Origin of the sequence: Desmonostoc muscorum LEGE 12446 (assembly GCF_015207005.2) — a bacterium.
Taxonomy (GTDB): domain Bacteria; phylum Cyanobacteriota; class Cyanobacteriia; order Cyanobacteriales; family Nostocaceae; genus Nostoc; species Nostoc muscorum.
On sequence record NZ_JADEXS020000001.1, the window covers coordinates 2,881,032 to 2,905,690 of the forward strand.

The following is a 24,659-nucleotide window of genomic DNA, read 5'->3' on the forward strand; positions in this document are numbered from 1 at the left end:
AAATTTACTTGAATATTCGAGGTGAAACTACTCATGCTTTTGACCAAAGACCGTAACCCGATTAACGAAACTTCTGGTATAAAATCTAGCTATTTATCATCACAAATATCAAATATTTTCGATGATGCTAATAATTACTCTGCCTCTGATTTGAGTGGTGTAAATACTTTTTTTAGAGCTAGCGATCGCACTACTTACACTCCCGGTGGCATCGACACTCCTCAGAATGAATACGTTGTTAAAAGTAATAATAGTAATAAGAGTGATAGCCAAGAATTCGCTCTTGCTGCCCTTCAACCAGACTTGATAGTGCGAAACGCCTCAAATCCCACTTCTGCCGCTGCTGGCAGTACGATTCAACTAAACTATGAGATTCTAAACCAAGGCAGTGGAAGTGCTGATTATAGCTACACCAAGTTTTATCTCTCTAAAGATTTGACTCTCGGAAATAGTGATGATGTCTTCTTAAACTATGACTACGTTACTAGCCTCCTCTCGAATTACTATAGCCAAGAGTCAACTACACTCACCATCGGCGATAGCGTCACCGCAGGTACTTATTATCTGGTGTATCAAGCCGATGGCTATAACTATGTTGCCGAAAGCAACGAAAGCAACAACGCCATTGCTGGCACCATTAATATTACTAAACCAGACCTCATACTACAAAATGCTGTAGCTCCTAGTTCTGCCTCCGTTGGCAGCACCATTTCAGTCAGCTATCAGGTAAAAAATCAAGGCAATGCCAATGCTGGCTATAGCTACACCAACTTCTATTTGTCCCAGGATTTGACTTTAGACAGTAACGATAAGTACATCGGTTATGATTACGTTGCTGACATTGCAGCGGGTATTTCTAGGTCAGAATCAACTACACTCACTATCGGCAGTACCATCAATGCTGGTAACTATTACTTGATTTATCACGGTGATGGTGATGGAAACGTTAGCGAAAGCAATGAAAATAACAATGCCATAGGCAAAGCGATCGCCATTAATCCAGCAGGGAAACCAGACCTAATAGTACAAAATGCTTCGGCTCCTAGTTCTGCTTCAGTTAGTAGCACTATTCAACTGAGCTATCAGGTGAAAAACCAAGGCGTTGGTAGTGCCATTGCTAGTACCACCAACTTTTATCTGTCCAAGGATAACGCTTACAGCACAGATGATGTGTTGCTCGGCTCAGATGCCGTTAACACCATTGCCGCAGGTGCCACTAGCTCAGAAACAGTGTCTTTGGCGATCGCTAATACTATTGCCACAGGCAATTATTACCTGTTGTATAGAGCAGATGGCGATAGCAAAATTGCAGAAACCAACGAAAGCAATAACGTTGTCAGCAAAGCCATTACCATTACCAAAGCCGACCTAATAATACAAAACGCTGTAGCTCCCAGTTCTGTATCCGTTGGCGGCACCATCAACATCAGCTATCAGGTGAAAAACCAAGACGTTGGTAGTGCCATTGCTAGTACCACCAAGTTTTATCTGTCTAAGGATAACGCTTACAGCACAGACGATGTGTTGCTCGGCTCAGACGGAGTTAACAGCATTGCCGCAGGTGCCACTAGCTCAGAAACAGCATCTTTGGCGATCGCTAATACCATCGCCGCAGGTAATTATTACCTGTTGTACAGAGCAGATGCCGATAACAAAATCGCAGAAAGTAACGAAACCAATAACGTTGTTAGCAAAGCGATCGCTATTAATGGCCCTAAACCAGATTTAATCATTCAAAATGTTTCATCTCCCGGTTTGGTTGACCCTGGTAGCTTAATCACTCTCAACTATCAACTGGCTAATCAAGGTACTGCCACCGCTGGTACGAGTACAACAAAGTTTTATCTGTCTAAAGATGCCGCTTTGAGCAACGATGACACACTCTTAGGCTCTGACCAAAACTACTTATACAATGGGCTGAAACCTGGTTACTATAGTTCAGAATCTTACTATGTCAGTATTAGCAGTAGCACCACTAATGGAAACTACTATCTACTATTTCAAGCAGATGCTAATAACGAGTTAACTGAAACTAATGAAAACAACAATGTCACTGCCAAAGCAATTACAATTACTGCCCCAGACTTAGTAATACAAAATGCTTCGGCTCCTGCTAGCGCTAGCATTGGTACTACAATTCAAGTCAGTTATCAGGTGAAAAACCAAGGCAATGGCACCGCTGGTATTTTCTCTACATACTTTTATCTTTCCAAAGATCAAAGCTTAAGTAATGATGACGCTTACTTGGGTTCTGACTTAATTAACAACTTTGACCTTGCACCTGGAAGTGTAAGTTCAGAATCTACATCTTTTTCCCTTCCTAGCAAACTTACTGTGGGCAATTACTATCTGCTCTACAAAGTAGATGGCTCAAGTTTGGAGAGGGAAAGCAATGAAAACAATAACCTCGTTGCTAAAGCAATTACCATTACTGCACCAGACTTGGTAATAGTAAATACTTCAGCTCCCACTAGCGCCGCCATTGGTACTAAACTTGAATTCACCTATGAGATCAAAAATCAAGGTAATGGCAATGCTGGTAGTAGCAAAACAGGTTATTCTCTTTCCAGAGACACAATTCTAGGCAATGACGATGATATATCGATAGGCTATGACTCTGTTGCAATCCCAAGCCTTGCACCCTCTGCTACATTTTCAAACTCTATATCTTGGACTATTGACACCATAATTGCTCCAGGCGAATACTATTTGATGTTCAAAGCCGATGGATTGGGAAATGTTGCCGAAAGCAATGAAAGTAACAATGCCATTTACAATACACAAGCAATTACTCTCACTCCTGCCAATGGTGGTGGGTTTAATTCCACTACAGGCTATGGCTTGATTAATGCCGCAGCAGCAGTAGCAAAAGCCCTTGGGCAAAGTACCTTTGCTGACGTTCCTGACTTAGGAGGGAATAATTGGGGAGCCGACGCGATTAAAGCACCAGAAGTTTGGGCAAAAGGATACACTGGTCAAGGCGTTCTCGTAGCTGTGGTAGATAGCGGAGTAGACTACAATCACCCTGATTTGAGCGCTAATATCTGGAAGAATAGCAAGGAAATTGCTGGCAATGGCAAAGATGATGACGGTAATGGTTACATTGATGATGTCTACGGCTGGAATTTTGTCGGCAACAACAACAATACTTTAGATGGCAGTGGTCATGGCACTCACGTTGCTGGTACTATTGCAGCGGTGAAAAATAGCTTTGGTGTTACAGGTATTGCCTATAATGCCAAAATTATGCCAGTGAGAGTTTTTGATGATGGTCAAAATGGGTCAGGTTCTGATAAAGCGATCGCAAATGGTATTCGTTATGCAGTCAATAACGGAGCGCTTGTCATTAATCTCAGCTTAGGCGGACCTTCTCCTACCAGTGAGATACTCTCAGCTATTCAATATGCTGTCAGCAAAGGGGCAATTGTCGTCTCGGCAGCAGGTAATGAAAGTGAGTTAGCACCAGCCTATCCCGCTCGATATGCTGACAAGTGGGGAATTGCTGTGGGAGCAGTCAATTATAATAGAACATTGGCCGACTTTTCGCACCGTGCTGGAACAACTACACTGGCATACGTTACAGCTCCAGGAGCATACAAGGACGACTATAGAGGTATCTATTCGACATATCCTGGTAATCAATATAAAGATATGCCAGGGACTTCTATGGCGGCTCCTCACGTTGCGGGTGTAGTTGCACTGATGCTTAGTGCTAAGAAAGGTCTGACTGATGCTCAAGTGCGTCAGATTCTCACAACAACTTCAGGAAATGGTGTGAAATCATCCAGTTCTAGCTTAAGTACCAATTCTATTAGTAGTGATAGCAATGCGAAACTATCTAGCTTGAGCCTCAGTTCTACAAGTCGGATCAACTCAGTCATTTCTAGTTATCCAACTGAGAAGAAAGTTGCAACTTCTAATTTCAGTCCAAGCTCTAACAAACAGAGTGAGATTGCAAATTTTGAAAATCCTGACAAATTCGCCGATCAACTTTTCTGGGAAAAGTCAGTGAAATTCTATGACAGTCAGGATGGTGGCGAAAATAGTCTTGCTGAATATGATTGGGAACAGCTATGGGATTAGTATTTGATTTATAAATCAAATATGATTCCTATATAATTCTTACTCCTGAATTCTCCTGTAAATCTGGGAATGCAAAATTTGGTAGTTCAAAAGTTAATTTTTGAACTACCAAATTTTGCTGTTAAAACTAATACAGATTTGAATACAAATAGTCATACGTCTAGATTCCAAAACAATCAAATTTTGCATCATAGATTTTGTAAAAAAAATAGCATTTTACTATTGATTTTCATAGTAATTATTGGCAAAGGAGACAAAATTAGTCTTTAAAACCTTGGTGAAAAGGTTTTAACAGTTAATGCTGCTAAAAAATAATTTATTTATTTGAGGAGAAAATACTTATGCCCATTAATGACACTAGTAGCCAATTACTTTCTCATAGCGGGCTAAATTCTACTTCTATCTCCTCAGTAGATACTTTTCGTGCCCAAGATGACTATACCTTGAACCTCAATAGTAGTAGCTATTACCCAGAAGCTACTGCCACAAGCACCGGAAATTACAATTCTACTAATGGTTATGGCTTGGTAAATGCAGGTTCAGCAGTCAGTAAAGCTGCTGGTCAAAATCCTTTTGCTGATGTGCCTAACCAGGGTGGGAATAATTGGGGGGCAGACCTTGTGAATGCTCCAGAGGCTTGGAAAAATGGATACACAGGTAAAGGTGTTGTTGTTGCTGTTGTAGATACTGGGGTTGACTACAACCACGAAGATTTGAGAAATAATATTTGGACGAATACCAAAGAAATTGCAGATAACGGTATAGATGATGATGGCAATGGTTATGTTGATGATAATTATGGCTGGAACTTTTCTGGTAACAACAACAATACCTTAGACAGAAACGGTCATGGAACTCATGTTTCTGGCACGATCGCAGGAGAAAATAATAATTACGGTGTCACTGGCATTGCTTATGATGCCAAAATCATGCCTGTCAAAGTTTTGAATGACTCTGGCTCCGGTTCCTACAATTCCATAGCCAAAGGTATTCGCTACGCTGTGGACAATGGAGCCAATGTGATTAACCTCAGCTTAGGAGGCACATCTTCTAATCGTACTCTAGAGTCAGCCATTAACTATGCCAGCAGCAAAGGAGTAGTTGTCGTCATGGCAGCCGGTAATGATGGTGACTCATCACCAAATTATCCCGCCCGCTATGCATCAAAATCCGGAATTGCTGTTGGGGCAGTAGATAGAAATAATAATATGGCTGACTTCTCTAACCGCTCTGGAACAAGTCAAATCAGCTATGTCACAGCCCCAGGAGTCAACGTCTATTCATCAGTTCCGGGTAATCAGTATGACACTTATAGCGGCACTTCTATGGCTGCTCCCCACGTCGCTGGTGTAGTTGCCCTGATGCTGAGTGCCAACCCTAATTTAACTGATGCCGAAGTACGTCAAATTATCACAGAAACCGCAGGAAATAGTACACAAAGTACAAGTTTTAATTTGAATATTTCTAATGTTAATTCTCTGGCGAATCAGGTAATTAAAGAAACGGCAGAATATTTAACACCAAAGATTATCTCTAGTTTTAATAAATTCGATATTGGTTCTGTAAGCAATCAGCCAATTACAGAAGCAACAAAATATCTGATGCCACAAACCATTGCTAATTTTAATAGTTCTGATTTTCGTTTTGTGAGTAATCAGGCAACTACAGAAACAACAAAATATCTGACATCATCTGAAGGTAATGAGAGATTAGTTAATCCAGAATTCTGGTCTCAATCTCTAGACTATGATCCGATATTCAGCGGCATCAATATGAATAGCAATGAGAATAATCTTGATTTTGGCAAACTAGTAGAGCAAATGCAAAAACAATTAGAACAATTAGATCAGGTGAGAAAATTCTTGGGTCTCGGTTGAAAATTATAGTAATTTGCTAGACAATAATACTTGGGTAAGGGTAAAGCGCAATGCTAAACCCCTACTACAAAACTACCTCACTGAAAAAGCCTCGCTGAATCGCCGCGTCACAGGCTCAGTAATAAAGGTCAAAATTGACTTTTTACGAGTCACAATTTCACCTGTAGCAGCCATCCCTGGTGTAAATTCCACTTCTTGACCCCGGACGTTGACTGAGTGTTTAGTTAACTTAATTCTTGTGGGGAAAACTAAGCCCAATTCTTTATCAACAATTGCATTGGGGCTGACTTGCACAACTTCGCCTTCCACAGTACCAAATTCTTGGAAGGGGAAAGTTGCCATTTTCACTTTCGCTCTCATCCCTTGACGAATAAACCCAATATCGCGGTTGAGAACTTTCACCTCTAGGAGCATTTCTTCTCCTTCCGGCAAAATTGACACCAATTCTTCACCTGGTTGTACTGGTCCCTTGGTGGCTTTGACTCTGTAAATCGTACCACTAACAGGAGCATCGATGGTTTCCAAAGCTTGCTGCTTTCTCGCTTGCTCTAATTGACCTTGAACCGTTGTCAGTTCTTCTTTTCGCTTGTTTAACTGGGTCAAAATTTCACTTTGGCGTTCTGATGCTACGCGCTGGGCCTGATTTTGTGCAGCTTTGTAAGCTTCTTGGGCTTGGCGAATTTCTTGGGCTTGAGCAGCAATATCTTTTTCTAATGATGTGACTTTATCTTGAGCCTCAGTTATTCTATTCTGGGCATTGGTTACTTCGTCTTGTGCCCTGGTGATTTCTGTCTTTGTACGAGTTAATCTTTCTTGGGCTTCTAGGTAATCAACTCTTGGTACAGCGCCGGGAGTTATGAGGGTGCGTAGGCTTTTTTCTCTTTCTTCGGCGATCGCCAAATTACTTTCAACTCTAGTACGGATGCTCTCGGCGTTGACAAGGTTAGTTTTAGCATTGGTGACGCTGCTTTTTGCAGCTACTAAGTTATCTTGTAACCTAGTCAACCGGACTTTGGCTTGATCGATGAGTGCTAGTTGGCGATTTGCTTCGGCTTCGGCTCCGGCTTGACGTGCTTGGAAATCTTGCAAACGGGAACTTAAAAGTTCATCTTGCAGTTTCGTACCAGCAACTTTACCTCCAATGCGTTCTGCATCTAAACGTTGCAAATCGTCCTGAATCAATCTGGTAGATTTAGCTAAACGGGAAACATCAGTTTTTTGCAAGTCTGGATCTTTTTGAACCAAAATCTGACCTTTAGTGACGCGATCGCCTTCTTGCACCTTCACAGCTACAATTGAGCCTCCCCCCAAGGATGTCACCGGTCTTACCTGTGTAGAAGCAATTAATTCCCCTGGTGCTGTTGCGACTTCATCAATTTGGGAGAAGTGCGCCCAGGCGATCGCCCCAAATACTATAACGCTAATCGTTCCTGCTAATAATCTTGTGTACAGAGGTGGTAATTCCTGTACCGCCTTCCCCAATTCATAAGTAAGTTGTTCCTCAGGTTGGGCGAATCGCTCTTTTGTCTGACGTGCTTGAGCAGCATTTACAGTTAGGGGAGATCTCATAGAATTTTGGATTTTAGATTTTGGATTTTGGAATGGGGAGTGGGGAATGGGGAATGGGGAGTGGGGAATGGGAATAATTAATTTATTCCTTTCACCTTCTCCCTACTCCCCACTCCCTACTCCCCATTCAAACTGCCAGATAGCGCCGCAAAAAATTTTCTAATGTCTCCAATTGGAAGTTAAAAATCGCTTCTAAATTGGCAATTTCATCTTTGGTACAGAAAAATTCATTTGCTAGCAAAGTGCGATAGGTTCCCAAAGCTTTTTGGATTTGGGGATTAAATAAACCCAATGCCCCTTGTAACCCATCAACGAGAAATAGTGGTGAATTAATTATTACTGGTTCTTTGGCGAAGATCCGACCAAAAATTCGGGGAATATCTTCTCTTAATAAAATCTCCGGCCCTCCCACTGGTAAAATCTGGTTGCGAGCGCCTTCAACTGTAAAAGAATCCACTACTATCCTTGCCAAATCATCGGTACTGACAATTGAAGTCCGATTTTTGCGATCGCCAATTAGCAGATACAATCCTGTTTCCCGAAATCTTTCTACCAGTGGTAGCAAGTTAGATGCTAATCCAGCTGGGCGTAAAATTGTGTAATCCAAGCCACTAGCTTCTAAATATCGCTCTACTGCTCGTTTGGCTTTGAAAACGGGAGCATCTTCATAACCGCGATCGGCTCCCAATACAGAAATGAAGACAAAGTGCTGCACCCCATTAGCTTTTGCTTGGTCAATCAGTTCAATATTGGCACGGTAATCTAAGGATAAAGCATCGCTATCAGAACCGTGGGCGCTGATAACATACTTCACACCTTGACTAGCTTTTTGAATGTCTCTTTCTCGCTCCAAATCACCGATGAAGATTTCTGCACCCCGGTGTTCTAATTCGCTGTAGCGCGAGGTAAGACGGGCAAATGCCCTCACAGACTGCTCTCGTTGACGTAGGAGTCGCACAACTCTGCGACCAATTCCTCCCGTTGCTCCAGTTACTAGAAACATATAAATACCTAAATTCAATAGTTACAGCGTTTATAGTTCTCGAAATGCTCGGTATATGCTCAAAACCCGCTTATCAATACTTAAACAGGAAATATGTGCATATTTTATACTTTGTAACCATGCTCAAGATATCCTCACGCCAACTCAGTCAATAGGTCACACCTTATTTATCTTAATACTCTAAAAATTATCCCCCACATCTTTGTAGATGCGGGGGGAGTGATAACAATTCAAAATTCAAAATTCAAAATTGTTTCAGATGGGGATTTAAACGCTTTGCACAAACAGTTCATCTCAAAACTATTCAGAGACTTTGTTGCTAGCTCTATTGGCACGCGCCTCAGCTGAAGCCATGACCTCAGCGAAATTCTCTAGCACTTCGCCAGGGAAATTTTCCAAAACTCTGGTAGAAAGAGCAACTCGCCCTTTACCTTCATCCAAGTCAATAATTACAGCTTTAATTGGTTGACCAATTTGAAATACCTTTTCCAGAGATTCAATGAATTTTTGGCTTACTTGCTTGATATGAAGTAAAGCGCTCATGCCATCTAAATCGACGAAAATACCAAAAGGCTTGATACCAGTGACTTTTCCTTCTACCAATTGACCTAGTTCTAACAAACTAAAGTTGCTAGAACGAGTTGCTAAACGTTGGGAAAGAATAAGTTTATTGGTGTTTTTATTAATTTCCAAAAAGCCCACAGTCAGAGTTTGACCTTTGAGTGCTTCTAAATTATCACGCTCCGCCAAGTGCGATCGCGGAATAAATCCCCGCAAAGACAGAACCTCCACTGTGACACCACCTTTATTCACACCCATAACCCGTACTTGGACAGTCTGGGTATTTTCCTGCATTTGAGCCAATCTTTCCCAGATATGCTGAATTTCCAACTGCTTTCGAGAAAGAGTAACTTGACCTTCTGCATCCTGATCTCGGATAATCAAAAACTCCAGTTCCTCTTGCAATGGCAGCACCTCTGATAAATCGGTCACTGCTCTCAAAGAAGCCTCATCGCGCGGTAGAAAAGCTGACGATTTGCCACCAATATCGACATAAGCTCCATCATGGTCAAATTGGAACACTTTGCCACGTACAACCTGTCCCTTTTGAAACTGGTAGTCGTGTTTTTCTAGTGCTTTGGCAAAATCGTCCATTGTAAACGGCGAATTAGCTGTTTGAGAAAGTTTCGATTCGGAATTCATGACTTTTGAAGATTAATTTTTATTTGAGCTGATGCCACTGGAGTTTAGATTGTGATTTGTCATTTGTCCAAAGTCCAATTGCTAATGACCAATGACTAATGACCAATGACAAACTTGGCTGTATGGACTTCAGTTCAGTTGACTAAAGAGTTGTTGCACCTGCTCCCAAGCATCAGCAGCAGCTTTAGGATTATAACTGCCACGATGGTCACAGAAAAATCCGTGGTCAGCTCCATCGTAGCGAAACAGACGATGAGGAATTTTATATTTTTCTAACTCTGCTTCAATCTCATCTACTTGTTCGGCTGGGATGCTAGCATCTTCTTTACCAAACAAGGCATAGAGAGTGCCTGTGATTTCTCTGGTGTGGGTGAGTGTGGCAGCACCACCTCCCGGTGTGCGGGTGGTAATTCCAGCACCGTAGAAGGAAGCCGTAGCTTGAATATCTGGTAGGGTGGCTGCAAGATAGGCGACATGACCACCAAAGCAGAAACCAATACAGCCAAAGCCATCTTTTTTAACCTTGGGGAGGTTTTTAAGGTAGTCAATTGCTAGTTGAATATCGCTCAATAACTCTGATGCTTGAGTCTGTTCCCAAGCGTATTTTTTGCCAACTTGAATATCTTCTGGGGTATAACCGGTTTCAAAACCAGGGGCAATACGTTCAAAAAGTGCAGGTGCGATCGCTACATATCCAAGTCTGGCAATCCGTTCTGTAACTTCCCGAATGTGAACGTTGACACCGAAAATCTCCTGCAACACCACGATTCCTGGATAAGAACCAGATTCTTTTGGTTCTGCCAGATAAGCAGACACTTGAATATTATCTTGCAAAAGTTTAACCGTTGTGGTATTTATTACTTGCTCTGTCATAATAATTTTTACCAGTGTTATGTAATTATGAGTGTATTTCTTTGATATAACTATGCCAGTATGTCTAAGTTATTTCCAATAAAATTATCAACTACCATAGTGAGCGCATTCAAAGTTTGTATCAGAAAAATTTCATATGTAAATCAAATATTTGACATCTAAATGCAGCCGATCGCCAAAGGAGTGCTGACTTCAAAGTGCTAAGTACTCAAGTACGAAACTAGCACTCAGCACTCAATACTCAGCACCCAGTATTCAGGAGGTTTGGTGATGATTCAATTCCGTATTCAGCCAGACAGCGAAATTCCCGCATCAACTCAGCTGTTTAATCAAATCCGGTTTGCCATCGCTTCCCGGCAATATCCACCTGGTTACAAATTGCCAAGTACACGGGCGCTAGCAATGCAAACTGGGTTACACCGTAACACCATCAGCAAAGTTTACCGTCAACTCGAAGAAGACGGATTTGTAGAAAGTCTGGCTGGTTCCGGAATTTATGTGCGTGCCCAAGGCCACGAGGGCGGTAGCAGGCTACAATCACCAATTCTCAAACAACATCCCAATGCATATCAAATTGTCCAACAAGCACTAGATGAACTACTCTCCCAAGGTTGTTCGCTTAGTCAAGCTAGAGAGTTATTTTTAGCGGAAATTGACTGGCGCTTGCGTTGTAGTGCGCGGGTATTAGTTGCAGTTCCATCTCATGACATGGGTGCTGGTGAGTTGATGGTGTATGAATTAGAGCGATCGCTGAAAATACCAATACAATTGGTAGCAATGGAAGAATTAACAGCTGTGCTAGATAAAACTACTTCTGCCACAGTGGTCACAAGTCGGTATTTTATCAGTGATGTGGAAGCGATCGCTGCTCCAAAAGCTGCACGGGTGATTCCCCTGGATATCTACGACTACAGCAAAGAACTCAACTTCTTGAAAACCCTGCCAAAAGAAAACTGTGTGGGCATCGTTAGCCTCAGTTCTGGAATTGCCCGCGCGGCGGAAGTTATTCTCCACGGTTTGCGGGGAGATGAACTACTAATCATGACTTCTCAACCAAAAGATGGTTATAAACTTCAAGCAATGGTCAAGCGGGCTGAGGTGATTATTAGTGACCAAGCCAGTTTTGCAGCTGTGCAAGCAGCCGTGCAAGCAGCGGATGAAGATATTATTCGTCCGCCAAAGCTGATTAAAGTTGATAATTATATCGGCGCTAACTCGATTAACTTGCTAAAACGAGAACTCGGTTTGAGTTAATCCCAAGGTTGTGATTTCGATAGAACACACGTAGGGGCGTACACATTTGTGATTAAATCTGTATAGCAATACCTTCGCCTTCTATGGTCGAGGTGGTTTTACTCTCGAAGAACCTGGGTATGCTTCTGGTACACCAGATGAATCTTACTGCATTGGCAGCAATAAAGAAACGCCAGATATTGTGATTGAAATCATCGTTACTAGTGGCACTATTAACCGCAAGGAGTTATTCAAACCCAAGAAAGTACCTGAAATTGGATTTTGGAAATCTGACCAAATAAAGATATTTCGGTTAAATGCGGCTGGCGAGTATGAAGAAGTAAACCGTAGTGGTTTCTTACCGAATTTAGACCCAGCTTTATTGCTGAAATATATCGCCCATCCTGACCAGTACGATGCTATTGCCGAATTTGTGGACGCTATCCGAAAATAAACAGGAGTCAGAATTCAGAATTCAGAATTCTGAATTCTCTACCCATAAAAGAATAGAGTTTTAATCAGGAATAATTTATCAACTTTTTCGCCCGCAAGGAGCAAGGTTTTAAACCAATACAGTTCAGTATGAGCAACAAAAGCCTCATGTAGAGACGCGATTCATCGCGTCTGAAAGACCAATATTCTACCCCACATTCCGCACCCTAACTGTCACAAAGGGGTTATTACTGAGTATTGCCTCTAGAATGAGAGTAAAAGAATACTTTATTGTTTATGTAGGGAGATTATTGACCTAGCCTAAATAATATTTATATTCTCAATAAGCAGCAATAATTATTTATGTTTTCTCGATAGATAAAAACTTATGATTGTTACGAAAATATTTGTATTTAGCTTATGAGATGTCGATTAAAAACCATTATAATTTCTAACTATTAATTTTTATTAATAGTCTCTATCACAAATAAGTTTTCGATATAGTCTGATTACAATTTATAATAGTAGTGACAATTCTCTGGCAGAAAATTTAGAATATATTCTCTTTCTGAAGTCAAATTTGATATTGATATTTCATTGCTTTGACCACATGTCCTGGGCTGATTTTCTCTCCTGGCTCTTGACCGATTAATTCATTAATAATTTCCACCAAGCCTATAGAGTCTATAGGACTAGTATTTGATTTCTGAAAAAGCTCCGTACATCTGTAAAGTGTCAAAATCAAAGTTAGTGTGTCGGAGAAACCACTCAAACATCCATTTGAGATGAGAGAACGAAGGAATCAAAGCACAGAAACGCCGCACCCAGGTTTTAGCTTGTAACCAAATATCCTCAATTGGATTTTGTGATGGGCAATTAGGAGCGAAGCGAACGCAATGAATTTTCCACTGGTCTGGAGACAAACCTTGGTTTATCTCTCCTAAAAAGTTTTGAACCAGATGTGAACGATGGTAAGAAGCACCATCCCAAAAAAGCAGTAATCGTTGGTTGGGAGACTGGTCTAATAAATAACGTAAATAATCAATTGTATTGTCTGAATTGCCAGCATTGTAAGCTTTAAGAAGCAACTTACCATCGAGATAATCAACCGCCCCGTAGTATGTCTGCTTCTCTCGTTCGTTAACGATGCCAATTGCTATTTCTTGGTCAGTTTTTCCCCAGACATAACCAGTTACGTCTCCCCATAACAGATGGCACTCATCTATTAGTAATACTCTCAGTCTTCCTTCTTCTATCTCCTCTCTATTGCTGTCCAACAATTTTTCAATCTGTTTTTTTTTGCAGCTACAGCCTCAATGTCCGCCTTTGGGTTTAAGCCAGTAGTTTTTTTCCAACTAATTCCCGCCGCGTCAAATAAATCATAATAACTCCGTTTCGATTCGTAGATGACATCATATTCAAAAGCCAATTTGTATTCCAGTTCACCAAGCTCCCAAATCTCCTTAGTTTGCAACCAACTTAATACTTCTTGTTGCTGTTCATCGCTCAGGTAACTCTTTCTGCCTTTATAATTTAAGCGCAATCCGCAAATTCCATATTCCTTATAAGCTTGCTTCCAGCTTGTTATTGAACCAACAGAGACATCTAAAATTGTTTGAATTTCCTCATACTTGTAGCCTTGATAAACCAGTTTCACTGCCAAAGCTTTTCTCACCTCACGGGCATCCGGGCGATTATCTATAAATTCTTGTAGTTCTGCGTTAGCGAAGCTCACCGAAGGTATCGCAGGTTGTAGATGCTGCTCTATCATTGTTCGCTCTTAGACAGATATCTCTCTCCGTATTATCTCGTACACTTTTTCAGAAATCAAATATGATTCCTATATAATCCCTGCTATTATACCCAAATGGTCTAGATTTTGAATTTCGATTTCTTTCAGATTAGACATAGCGATAGAACAGAGTAAACAACATCTGTTCAAATTTTCATATTTTATGTACCTAAAAATCTATTTACTCTTCCGTCAGGTTAGTTCTGACCATTTCTCGACCAACTAATCATAAGTAATCATCATTTATACTATGTCTGCTGGTTAGATAATTGTGTATCAATAAGTATCAAAAAATATAAGTATTTCCGCGATCGCTCTTTGGAGAAAAACTTTTTGGTTTACTGCTAATTATTCTTATTAAGTTTTAAAATACTACTCCTCGTTATAGTTCATAAGTACTATTTAGTGAAAATTAGTTAAGTACTAATGAACTTGTGACAGTTAGGGTGCGGAATGTGGGTTCTACGCCAATAACCCTTAACCCAAGCGTATTGGGTTTTAAACCAATATTCACCAATCCAGTCGTACAGAATCACTCTGAATTCTGACTCCTGAATTCTTCTCCAGAAATTAACTTATTTGTGGCTCTGGTGTGTTAATTTGCAAAAACTCTTGTACTCGCCGCAAATAAGTTGATGCATCTTCCAACATCGGAAAATGCGCTGTATTAGGAATCATTACAAACTGTACTTTGTCACTTAATGCTGCTGCTTGACGCCCCATTTCGGCTGGAATAATCTTGTCATACTCCCCCGCCACCAGTAGAGTTGGTACTGTCAGGTTCGCAAATTCTTGGGGCATCAATTCAGCTTGTGCCTTAGAGACTGAAGTAAAAATTGTACCTAATGCTGCATCATAATCGGCTTCGAGAAAATCTTGCAAAAAAGCCTGTCGTTCGGATTTTGGTATGGTACTATACAGAAATCTAGCCATAAACATCCGGTCAACAAATGGTATTTTACTTAACCATTTGGGACGGAATTTAACTACATAACCACCGAATTTATGAAAGGCAGTAAATGCTTTTTCATCGTACTCAAAAACACCGCTACAAGTTAAAATTCCTCGTTCCACCCGTTGGGGATAGCGGTTAAAAAATAAAGTAGCAACAGAAGCACCCATTGAATGGGCATGGATATAAACACGCTGAATATGCAGCCCATCTAGCAAAGCTGCCAAATCATCAGCGTATTCTTCTAATTCGTAGGTTAGCTCTTTGATTGCTTCTGATTTTTCCTGAAGTGACTGGGACTCGGCAACAGATTCACTCGCTTGGACTATGGTTGGCTTGCCACGGGAACGCCCAAATCCCCGCATATCGTAGAGTAAACAATCAAATTGCTCAGATAAAGCATCAGCGGTACTTTGCCAATATCTAGCGGAACCAGCCCAACCATGAATGAAAACCATCACTGGTTTTACTAAAGAACCAGATGGTTTTTTCACCCACTCGTAGTAATGCTCAACCCCACGAACATTAATGTAAGGCATTTGTCTTTTGTCCTTTGTCCTTCGTCATTAGTCACTTGTCCTGGGTACATTGTTATTATTCCTTAGTTTTTGACTAATGAATAATGACCAATGACTAATGACTAATGACTAATGACTAATGACTCTTAAGCTGATTCTGGCTTCGGTAGTGAAGATGGGTGCATGATCAATTCGGCAGTCGATCGCTTCTCGACCATCTCGCGTGTTACTGTACAGCGTGTCACGTCTTTACGAGACGGTAACTCGTACATGACATCGAGCATCAATTCTTCCACAATACCACGCAAAGCTCTAGCACCAGTTTTCCGACGGTAGGCTTCTTGAGCGATGGCTCGTAGAGCATCTGCTTTAAAGTCTAACTGGACATTATCCATCTTCAGCAGTTTTTGGTACTGCTTCACTAAAGCACTGCGTGGTTGGGTAAGAATCGCCATCAGCGCTTCTTCATCTAGGGGTTCTACCACTGCTACCATTGGCACGCGTCCGATAAATTCTGGAATCATGCCAAATTTGACTAAATCATCGGGTTCTAGATGGCGGAGAGTGTCTGCTGCCCGTTTTTCCTTCGATTGGCCTTCTCCGGGCTGCACAAAACCTATTGCCTTTTTGCCAACTCTCTGATCTACAACCTTTTCTAAGCCTACGAAAGCCCCACCACAGACAAACAAAATATTGCTGGTATCAATTTGAATGCAGTCTTGGTAGGGATGCTTGCGTCCTCCTTGGGGTGGTACGTTAGCGATCGTTCCCTCTAACATTTTCAGCAAAGCTTGTTGCACGCCTTCGCCGGAAACATCACGGGTAATCGAGGGATTTTCACTCTTGCGGGCAATTTTGTCAATTTCATCGATGTAGATAATTCCCCGCTGGGCTTCCTCTATGTCCAAATCTGCCACTTGCAACAGTCGTAGCAAGATATTTTCCACATCTTCTCCCACATACCCTGCTTCCGTCAGCGTCGTAGCATCAGCGACGGCAAAGGGTACATCCAGGATTTTCGCTAGGGTTTGGGCTAAGAGAGTTTTACCGCAACCAGTCGGTCCGATGAGCAAAATATTAGACTTTTGTAACTCTACCGCATCATCAGCACCAGCTTTGCCATTGGCTTTAGACTGGAGGATCGCCAGCCGCTTGTAATGATTGTAAACGGCGACTGATAACACTTTCTTGGCTTCATCTTGACCAATAACGTGTTCGTCTAGATATTTTTTAATCTCTCTTGGCTTGGGTATTTGATTAAACGAAATACTCGAAGAGCGCGTGCGGCGTTTTTGAGGTGGTTCCGACTTAGGTGCAGGTTGGGCTGCTGCACCATTTGTATCGAGTAACTCCTCGTCTAGTATTTCATTACACAAGTCAACGCATTCATCGCAGATGTAGACTCCCGGCCCCGCGATTAATTTACGCACCTGCTCTTGAGACTTGCCACAAAATGAACATTTTAAATGGGAGTCGTACTTAGACATACCAGCCTCTTATTTCAGAATGGTGACGTTTTCCCCTGCTGTGGGAAGATTTTGCCTGGAAATGACCTGATCGATCAAACCGTAGTTCTTGGCCTCTTCTGCCGACATGAAAAAGTCGCGCTCAGTGTCTGCTTCGATTCTTTCTAAAGGTTGACCAGTATGCTGAGATAGTAACTGATTTAACTTCGCCTTAACGTAAAGAATTTCTCTGGCTTGAATTTCAATATCAATAGCTTGGCCTTGAGCGCCACCAAGTGGTTGGTGAATCATAATCCGGGAGTCGGGTAGAGACATTCGCTTACCGGCAGTCCCTGCTGTTAACAAAAATGCCCCCATGCTCGCGGCTAATCCAAAACAGATGGTAACAACATTGGGGCGTATTTGTTGTATTGTATCATAGATTGCCATCCCTGCGTAGACCGACCCGCCAGGAGAATTAATGTACAGTTGAATATCCTTTTCTGAGTCTTCAGCGTCCAGGAATAATAACTGAGCAACAATTGAATTGGCAACGGCATCGTCTATTGGCGTTCCCAAAAAGATAATCCGCTCTCGCAGCAGGCGGGAGTAGATGTCGAAAGCCCTTTCTCCCATACCGGATTGTTCTACCACCATCGGCACGATGTTGTTAGGGCTGCTCAACTGGGAGTTAATGTTTATTCGACTGAAGTTGCTGATGGGATTATTTCCCGACTGCGATACAAGCATAGAAGATTTAACGATAATTGGGATAGAGGTCTCAGCAGCAGATGCTGCCTTGTTGACGAGTGGGATTTTTATTTAAGCTACGTGTTAACCATTATGCCTCATATAAATTCCTCTCGTGTAACACAGTATCAAGCCCAGACGCAAACGATGTCACTATTTCCTGAAAATTCTTTAATTGTGGGGACTGGGGATTGGGGACTGGGGACTGGGGACTGGTTATTAATTCTTAATCCCTCATCTCCCTCATCCCCCTCATCTCCCTTATCTCCCTCATCTCTTTTAGCTTACCCATTTCACCAGTACTTTAGCTCAAGAGTGGTGAATGATGCCTGTGGGGTTTTCACTACTCTGGTGTGGCTTCTGCGGAAGGTTCGCTGTTTTCTTCTTCTGTCTCAGGTACATCACGATCAGCATCTGATTCTGTTGCTTCAGCTTCCTCTGCTAGATTCAAGGAGCCTTCGGGTACAAGTTCAACTGAGGAGTGTTCTAAGAGCCAGTCAACGATTTTTTCGGTTAACAGTTCATTTTCGACCATTGAGCGCAGTCTTTCTTCATCAATATCTTGCTCATCTGGATATTCTTGTAAAAGTTCTGTGACTCTGGCTGCGATTTCGTCTGGTGTGACTTCGATAGATTCGCGTTTACCGACTTCGCGTATAGATAAAGAACGTTTAAGGCGTTCAATTGCTTCAGAGCGCGATCGCTCCCGTAATTGAGGAATAATATCTTGAGTAAACAACTTCCTCACATCTAGTCCTTGCTGAGACAAGCGAATCGCTGTTTGAGTCAGCATTGCATCCACTTCTTTCTCAATTAACGTTGCTGGCAAGTCAACTTCTACGTGCTTGAGCAGTTCCGTTAACAAGGCTTCTTGCTTGTTGGTTCTGGTTTTTTCCTGGGCTTCTTTTTGATATCGCTCTACCAGAGACGCGCGCAACTCCTCCAAAGTTTCAAAGTCGCTGACTTCTTGGGCAAAGTCGTCATTTAATTCTGGTAGCTCTTTTTCTTTGATTTCTTTGAGCGTCACGGTGAAAGTTGCTGCTTTTCCTGCTAAATCTTCATTAGCATATGGATCTGGGAACTGCGCCGCAATTTCTCTGGTTTCTCCAGGATTCATGCCCACCATACCAGAGACAAAACCTGGAATAAATTTATCTTCCTGCAACTCCAACTGAAAATCAGTCGCTTCGGCTCCGGGAATCGCTTCTGGTTCGCCTGCTTCCTCTTCGCCCTCGACTTTTGAGAACACACCTTTAAAATCGACTACGCCAATATCACCGATTTGGGCTGCACGTCCTTCTACAGGAATCAATGTTGCCAGTTCTTCACGTTGCTTGTCCAGAGTGTTCTCTACTCGTTCTGGCTCGTACTTGATTTCCTCAGCTTGAGCTTGCAAATCAGTATACTGCACTAAATTTACTTCTGGTTCGACATCGACAGCCGCCGAAATCGTCAGGGGTTTTCCAGGTTCATAATTATTAATCAAATCCTCAAATGACGAGCGCAATTGCGGCTGGCCGATTGCCTGGATAGATTCTTGTTTAACTGCTTGCTCAATGCCATCTTGAATTAGTTCTTCCAAGGCTGCTGCCTTAATTCGAGTCGTACCCAGTCGTTGTAGCAATATTGGCCGAGGCACCTTGCCTTTGCGAAACCCAGGAATATTGGCAGTACTCGCTAAGTTTTTAATGACTTGTTCGTAAGTTTGCTTGGTAATTTCCGGCGTAATTTCTATTTCCAAGCCAATTTGGCTGGCGGGAAGTTTTTCCTGGGTGACTTTCATGCTTCGTCTCTAGTTTTCTGGTATTTTAAACTCCGAGTACACACAAGACGCAAGTTCGCGTTTATGGCTTGATGTCTCTTAGGGGCAATGGGAGGTTGCCACAAGGCTTCATGATATCCAAAAATGGATAGTTGTCCTGGGGCAAAGTTCCAGTGTACTGCCAATGTCCAGAGAGTTGACACTTTAGCTTCATAACAATTAGTCATTGGGCATAGGACACTTGTACTGAGCGTATCCCTACGGGGAAGCAAGCTACGCGTAGCGTCTCCAAGAGTTGCCGTTGGCGCAGCCTCTCGTAGAGAAGTATTGGGCATTGGGCATTAGCAGTGCTGTTAGCGGTAGCGGCGCGTTTAGCCTGTGAGGAGGTAAGAGTTTTTCTCCCCACACTCCCTCATCCCCCTCATCTCTCCACTCCCCACTTCCACAAACAAACTGAGAATTCACGAATTAATTATTCAGTGGGCTGACGCCGTGATATCCTGGTTCTCAACCACTAGTAGTTAGTAGTCTAAAGTTATAGTTATAGTATTGAGTCTAGCTATTAACTTGTTGTAGCACAGCGCATCTGTTGTCTAGCCCAATAGCTAAGTTTAATGTTGTACTAGCTTGATTACGTTTGAATATACAGTATATTTGTGATTTTGATAATTCATTTTGCAACTAAGACGTTTATTCCATATTCTACGTAGAAGACCTCTGAAAAGCTCAAGTGCAGATATGTCAATATGTTAAATTGCGGTTTGTTGTATAGTAATATATAGTTTAAAATTAATGTCAAGATTGAACAGGTAATGATTCTAATGTGGAACATCACTTAAATTTATGAAATAGCCAAAAAAATAAATGTCTTAGATTGATAAATATAGACTAAATTAGAAAAAAATCTAAATTTATTCAAAATGTATTTCCCAAGTGCGATCCCCATTTAAATATAAGTAAATTAACAATTGTTCCAAAAAATTACACACAAACCTCTTAAAGGAGGAAGCGAGTTTGTCTAAATCCTATCGTGTAGCCATTTTGGGAGCAACTGGTGCCGTTGGTACAGAGTTGCTGGAATTATTAGAAAGCCGTACTTTTCCCGTTGCTGAGTTGAAATTATTGGCATCAGAACGGAGTGCAGGGCGATCGCTACGGTTTAATGGGGAAAATATACCAGTAGAACCAGTAAGCGATCGCGCCTTTGAAAACGTTGATATAGTATTGGCTAGTGCAGGTGGTTCCACATCTAAAACTTGGGCAGCCATCGCCGTGGAAAAAGGCGCAGTGGTAATTGATAACTCCAGTGCCTTCCGGATGAACCCCGAAGTTCCCTTAGTAGTACCAGAGGTAAATCCCCAAGCCGCAGCCAATCACCAAGGCATTATTGCTAATCCCAACTGCACAACGATTTTAATGACTGTGGCAGTATGGCCATTGCATAAAATTAAACCAGTGCAACGGATTGTAGCCTCAACTTACCAATCTGCTAGTGGTGCTGGGGCAAGAGCAATGGCAGAAGTGAAAACCCAAACCAGCGCTATACTACAAGGACAGCCACCAGTTGCCGAAGTATTGCCTTACCCATTGGCATTTAATTTATTCCCCCACAACTCGCCATTAAACGATTTGGGTTATTGTGAGGAAGAAATGAAAATGGTTAACGAAACCCGAAAGATTTTTGGCAGCCAGGAAATCAGAATTACTGCGACTTGTGTACGGGTTCCCGTACTCCGCGCTCACTCAGAAGCAATTAATTTAGAATTTGCAACTCCCTTTAGTGTAGAAGCAGCCAAAGAAATTTTAAATTCTGCTCCTGGAGTAAAATTGGTAGAAGACTGGGAAAATAATCACTTTCCGATGCCAATTGAAGCAACAGGTCGGGATGAAGTTCTAGTGGGAAGAATTCGCCAGGATATTTCTCATCCTTGTGGTTTGGAGTTATGGTTATGTGGCGACCAAATCCGGAAAGGAGCAGCATTGAATGCAATACAAATTGCCGAATTATTGGTAGAGAAAAATCTACTCAAACCATTAGTTACGAGTCATTAGTCATTGGTCATTAGTCATTAGCAAAGGACAACTGACAAAGGACACTTGAAATCAATTTGTAAATAGATTATTACAATAGAAAACCACCAAAATATAAAAACATGGGTAATTAGGAGTGACAAAGAGGGTGGGAGATTTTGGCAATGTTTTAACCGCTATGATTACGCCGTTTAAAGCAGATGGTAGTGTCAACTACCATCTAGCGGCAGAACTAGCAGCGCATCTAGCTAACAATGGTACAGATACTTTGGTGGTATGTGGCACAACAGGAGAATCCCCTACCCTGAATTGGGAGGAGGAGTACCAGTTGTTTGTCGAAGTATTGCAGTCCGTGGCAGGAAAAGCCAAGGTAATAGCAGGTTGTGGTTCAAATTCCACCAAAGAAGCGATCGCTGCTACCCAAAAAGCGGCTAAAATAGGAGTACACGGTTCCTTACAGGTTGTTCCTTATTACAACAAACCACCGCAAGCGGGATTAAAAGCACACTTTCAGGCCATAGCACAAGCCTGTCCCGACTTACCACTGTTGTTATACAACGTCCCCGGTCGTACCGGACAAAACCTCCAGCCAGAAACAGTTGCCCAGTTAGCTGAGGTGAGTAACATTGTCGGGATAAAAGAATCCACTGGTAGCATAGATCAGGCAAGTGAAATTCGCCGCTTGACACCAAAAGAATTTCAGATCTACTCTGGTGATGATTACATGACTTTGCCCATGTTAGCGATTGGGGCAAGGGGTGTAGTAAGTGTGGCATCTCATCTGGTAGGCAACCAACTACAGCAGATGATCCAGGCTTTTAGTGCGGGTAAAATTGAGGTAGCAAGCGACATTCATCTCCAACTCTTCCCGTTGTTTAAAGCTTTATTTCTCACTTCAAATCCCATTCCAATTAAAAAGGCACTGAAACTTCAAGGTTGGGAGGTTGGTTCAACTCGTCCGCCGCTATGCGAAGCGGACTCAGAAGTAAGTCAAAAGTTAGAGGCGGTTCTTAAAGAACTTAGTTTAATCTAGCCACCAGCTGGTTGAGTGCTACTAATCTGGTGCTTGCCAAACATACATATAAACAATGACCATAATTGTTAACAGGTCGCTATTTAAAAACCTGTAATAGGACTAATAGATATACTATGAACCCTTTAGTCTACCGTCCTTTTTATTGAATAAACAATTGAAAATCTCAATTAAAAGAAGATCGCTTTGGGACTTATTCAAAAGACAACTGAGGTTGTTTGAAATACAAGTTCGTTAACTATCAACTAAATTAACAAAAAGTAACAATCAAAGGAGAAAATGGCTAAAAACGAAGCTAACAATTCCGCCTTGAAAATTATTCCTTTGGGCGGTTTGCATGAAATTGGAAAAAATACCTGTGTTTTTGAATATGACGATGAAATTATTCTGTTAGATGCAGGATTGGCTTTTCCCACAGAGGCGATGCATGGAGTCAATATTGTTCTTCCAGATACGACCTATTTGCGGGAAAATCGCCACAAAATTAAAGGGATGATCGTTACCCACGGTCATGAAGACCATATTGGTGGAATTGCTTTTCATCTCAAACAATTTGACATACCTGTGATTTATGGTCCAAGACTAGCAATGGCAATGCTAGAGGGTAAATTAGAAGAAGCAGGAGTACGCGATCGCACAGAATTAAAAAAAGTTCTACCACGTGATGTGGTGCGGATTGGCAAAAACTTTCTGGTGGAATATATCCGTAATACCCATTCCATAGCTGATAGTTTTACTGTTGCCATTCATACGCCGCTTGGTGTAATTATCCACACAGGGGATTTTAAAATTGACCACACCCCAGTGGATGGTGAAAAGTTTGACCTGCAACGACTAGCAGAACATGGGGAAAAAGGCGTCCTGTGCTTATTAAGTGATTCCACTAACGCAGAAGTGCCAGGGTTTACACCTTCAGAACGTTCAGTTTATCCCAATCTGGAGAGAGTATTTAGTCAAGCCACTGGGCGATTGTTCGTTACTACCTTTGCTTCCAGTGTCCATCGCATCAACATGATTTTGGATATCGCCAAGAAGCAAAACCGTGTAGTAACGGTGGTGGGGCGTTCCATGCTCAACTTGATTGCTCATGCCCGCAATCTAGGCTATATCAAGTGTGAGGATAATCTGCTGCAACCATTGCACGCAGTCCGCAACCTGCCAGATGAAAGCGTGTTAATTCTGACTACAGGTTCCCAAGGCGAAACAATGTCAGCAATGACCCGCATTGCCAATAAAGAACACCCCCACATAAAAATTCGCCAAGGCGATACAGTAGTATTCTCGGCTAACCCGATTCCCGGAAATACCATTGCTGTAGTCAATACCATCGATAAATTGATGATTCAAGGGGCAAAGGTAGTCTATGGTCGGGACAAAGGAATTCACGTCTCCGGTCACGGCTGTCAAGAAGAGCAAAAGCTGATGATTGCTTTAACTCGACCGAAGTTCTTTGTGCCATTCCACGGCGAACATCGAATGCTGGTGAAGCACGCCGAAACGGCTCAGAGTATGGGTATACCAGCAGAAAACATGATCATTATTCAAAATGGTGATGTTGTAGAACTAACTGAAAACTCCATCCGGGTTGCTGGTAAGGTCTCATCTGGTATTGAATTGGTAGATACCACAAGTTCTGGTATGGTGAGTGCCAAAGTCCTGCAAGAACGGCAACGCATGGCAGAAGAAGGTATTGTCACTATTGCCGCCGCCATTGATTGGAATGGGAAACTGTTGGCAAAACCAGAAATTCACCTCCGGGGTGTTGTTACAAGTTTAGAGCGATCGCTCCTGCAAAAATGGGTACAACAGCGGATTGAAGAAATTCTCACTGTGCGCTGGTCAGAATTTTCTGCTGGGGGAGGTGAAGCAGCAGATATAGATTGGGGTGGATTGCAAGGAACTTTGGAGCGAGAATTGCAACGTTCCATTCGTCGAGAGCTGCAATGTCAACCATCTGTGACTTTGTTGATGCAAATTCCTGATGAACCACCAGTGAAAGTTGCCGATGGGAGAAGACGGCGGACACGGACTGCTGCTCAGGTGGCATCTTAATAATAAGCTCACGCAGAGGCGCAGAGGCGCAGAGACGCAAAGTTTTTCTCA

18 protein-coding genes and 1 pseudogene are annotated in these 24,659 nt (G+C 42.1%); 7 read left to right on the forward strand and 12 right to left on the reverse strand.

Annotated features, from left to right (window positions below; genetic code table 11):
* The first annotated feature begins 33 nt into the window (after nt 1-33).
* Both IQ276_RS12305 and IQ276_RS12310 read left to right on the forward strand, forming a co-directional pair.
* Nucleotides 34-4,083: a CARDB domain-containing protein gene (locus IQ276_RS12305; RefSeq protein ID WP_193919163.1), complete on the forward strand. Its 4,050-nt coding sequence runs from the start codon at nt 34-36 to the stop codon at nt 4,081-4,083.
* A 341-nt stretch (nt 4,084-4,424) separates the two neighbouring features.
* Nucleotides 4,425-5,960, forward strand: a complete 1,536-nt coding sequence (locus IQ276_RS12310) for a S8 family peptidase (RefSeq protein WP_193919161.1) — start codon at nt 4,425-4,427, stop codon at nt 5,958-5,960.
* Nucleotides 5,961-6,032: 72 nt separating this feature from the next.
* Here IQ276_RS12310 and IQ276_RS12315 read toward each other — a convergent pair whose 3' ends face one another.
* The 4 genes from IQ276_RS12315 to IQ276_RS12330 all read right to left on the reverse strand — a co-directional run bounded on the left by IQ276_RS12315 (nt 6,033) and on the right by IQ276_RS12330 (nt 10,608).
* The gene (locus IQ276_RS12315; protein WP_235115609.1) at nt 6,033-7,529 is read right to left on the reverse strand and encodes a beta-barrel domain-containing protein; all 1,497 of its coding nucleotides are present in this window, start codon (nt 7,527-7,529) and stop codon (nt 6,033-6,035) included.
* A gap of 127 nt (nt 7,530-7,656) precedes the next feature.
* Nucleotides 7,657-8,532, reverse strand: a complete 876-nt coding sequence (locus IQ276_RS12320) for an SDR family oxidoreductase (RefSeq protein ID WP_190881310.1) — start codon at nt 8,530-8,532, stop codon at nt 7,657-7,659.
* A gap of 300 nt (nt 8,533-8,832) precedes the next feature.
* Complete coding sequence (locus IQ276_RS12325) at nt 8,833-9,735, reverse strand: S1 RNA-binding domain-containing protein (RefSeq protein WP_190881309.1); 903 nt, start codon at nt 9,733-9,735, stop codon at nt 8,833-8,835.
* 129 nt (nt 9,736-9,864) lie between these two features.
* Nucleotides 9,865-10,608, reverse strand: a complete 744-nt coding sequence (locus IQ276_RS12330; protein ID WP_193922398.1) for a dienelactone hydrolase family protein — start codon at nt 10,606-10,608, stop codon at nt 9,865-9,867.
* Nucleotides 10,609-10,878: 270 nt separating this feature from the next.
* Here IQ276_RS12330 and IQ276_RS12335 point away from each other — a divergent pair, with 270 nt between their 5' ends.
* Together IQ276_RS12335 and IQ276_RS12340 are read left to right on the forward strand one after the other, a co-directional pair.
* Nucleotides 10,879-11,862 (forward strand): GntR family transcriptional regulator, encoded by a 984-nt coding sequence (locus tag IQ276_RS12335; protein ID WP_190881307.1) that lies wholly within the window; start codon nt 10,879-10,881, stop codon nt 11,860-11,862.
* 181 nt (nt 11,863-12,043) lie between these two features.
* The gene (locus IQ276_RS12340; RefSeq protein WP_235115610.1) at nt 12,044-12,295 is read left to right on the forward strand and encodes a hypothetical protein; all 252 of its coding nucleotides are present in this window, start codon (nt 12,044-12,046) and stop codon (nt 12,293-12,295) included.
* A 573-nt stretch (nt 12,296-12,868) separates the two neighbouring features.
* Here the strand turns inward: IQ276_RS12340 and IQ276_RS41260 are convergent.
* The 8 genes and pseudogenes from IQ276_RS41260 to IQ276_RS12375 form a co-directional block, all read right to left on the reverse strand.
* Nucleotides 12,869-12,961 (reverse strand): annotated as a pseudogene (locus IQ276_RS41260) (DUF4277 domain-containing protein); the annotation flags it as partial.
* Between the two features lie 4 nt (nt 12,962-12,965).
* A protein-coding gene (locus tag IQ276_RS12345) for an IS630 family transposase (protein ID WP_193926078.1) occupies nt 12,966-14,044 on the reverse strand; the annotation gives its coding sequence in 2 pieces (ribosomal slippage) (nt 12,966-13,576 and nt 13,576-14,044; 1,080 coding nt in all).
* A 591-nt stretch (nt 14,045-14,635) separates the two neighbouring features.
* Nucleotides 14,636-15,556 carry an alpha/beta fold hydrolase gene (locus IQ276_RS12350; RefSeq protein WP_193924273.1) on the reverse strand — a complete coding sequence of 307 codons (921 nt, stop codon included), beginning with the start codon at nt 15,554-15,556 and terminating at the stop codon, nt 14,636-14,638.
* A 125-nt stretch (nt 15,557-15,681) separates the two neighbouring features.
* Complete coding sequence (gene clpX, locus IQ276_RS12355) at nt 15,682-17,022, reverse strand: ATP-dependent protease ATP-binding subunit ClpX (protein WP_190881305.1); 1,341 nt, start codon at nt 17,020-17,022, stop codon at nt 15,682-15,684.
* Between the two features lie 9 nt (nt 17,023-17,031).
* Nucleotides 17,032-17,730, reverse strand: a complete 699-nt coding sequence (clpP, locus tag IQ276_RS12360) for an ATP-dependent Clp endopeptidase proteolytic subunit ClpP (RefSeq protein ID WP_190881304.1) — start codon at nt 17,728-17,730, stop codon at nt 17,032-17,034.
* Between the two features lie 343 nt (nt 17,731-18,073).
* Nucleotides 18,074-19,513 (reverse strand): trigger factor, encoded by a 1,440-nt coding sequence (tig, locus tag IQ276_RS12365; RefSeq protein ID WP_193920238.1) that lies wholly within the window; start codon nt 19,511-19,513, stop codon nt 18,074-18,076.
* On the reverse strand, nt 19,510-19,719 hold the full coding sequence (locus IQ276_RS12370; RefSeq protein ID WP_221705369.1) for a hypothetical protein: 210 nt from the start codon (nt 19,717-19,719) through the stop codon (nt 19,510-19,512). Before IQ276_RS12370 ends, tig begins: the two co-directional genes overlap by 4 nt.
* Nucleotides 19,716-19,898 carry a hypothetical protein gene (locus IQ276_RS12375; RefSeq protein ID WP_193920240.1) on the reverse strand — a complete coding sequence of 61 codons (183 nt, stop codon included), beginning with the start codon at nt 19,896-19,898 and terminating at the stop codon, nt 19,716-19,718. Before IQ276_RS12375 ends, IQ276_RS12370 begins: the two co-directional genes overlap by 4 nt.
* A 608-nt stretch (nt 19,899-20,506) precedes the next feature.
* Here IQ276_RS12375 and IQ276_RS12380 point away from each other — a divergent pair.
* From IQ276_RS12380 to IQ276_RS12390, 3 genes are all read left to right on the forward strand, one after another.
* On the forward strand, nt 20,507-21,544 hold the full coding sequence (locus tag IQ276_RS12380; RefSeq protein WP_193920247.1) for an aspartate-semialdehyde dehydrogenase: 1,038 nt from the start codon (nt 20,507-20,509) through the stop codon (nt 21,542-21,544).
* A 127-nt stretch (nt 21,545-21,671) separates the two neighbouring features.
* Nucleotides 21,672-22,556 (forward strand): 4-hydroxy-tetrahydrodipicolinate synthase, encoded by an 885-nt coding sequence (gene dapA, locus IQ276_RS12385; RefSeq protein WP_190881339.1) that lies wholly within the window; start codon nt 21,672-21,674, stop codon nt 22,554-22,556.
* A gap of 279 nt (nt 22,557-22,835) precedes the next feature.
* Nucleotides 22,836-24,608 carry a ribonuclease J gene (locus tag IQ276_RS12390; RefSeq protein WP_193920248.1) on the forward strand — a complete coding sequence of 591 codons (1,773 nt, stop codon included), beginning with the start codon at nt 22,836-22,838 and terminating at the stop codon, nt 24,606-24,608.
* Nucleotides 24,609-24,659: the final 51 nt, after the last annotated feature.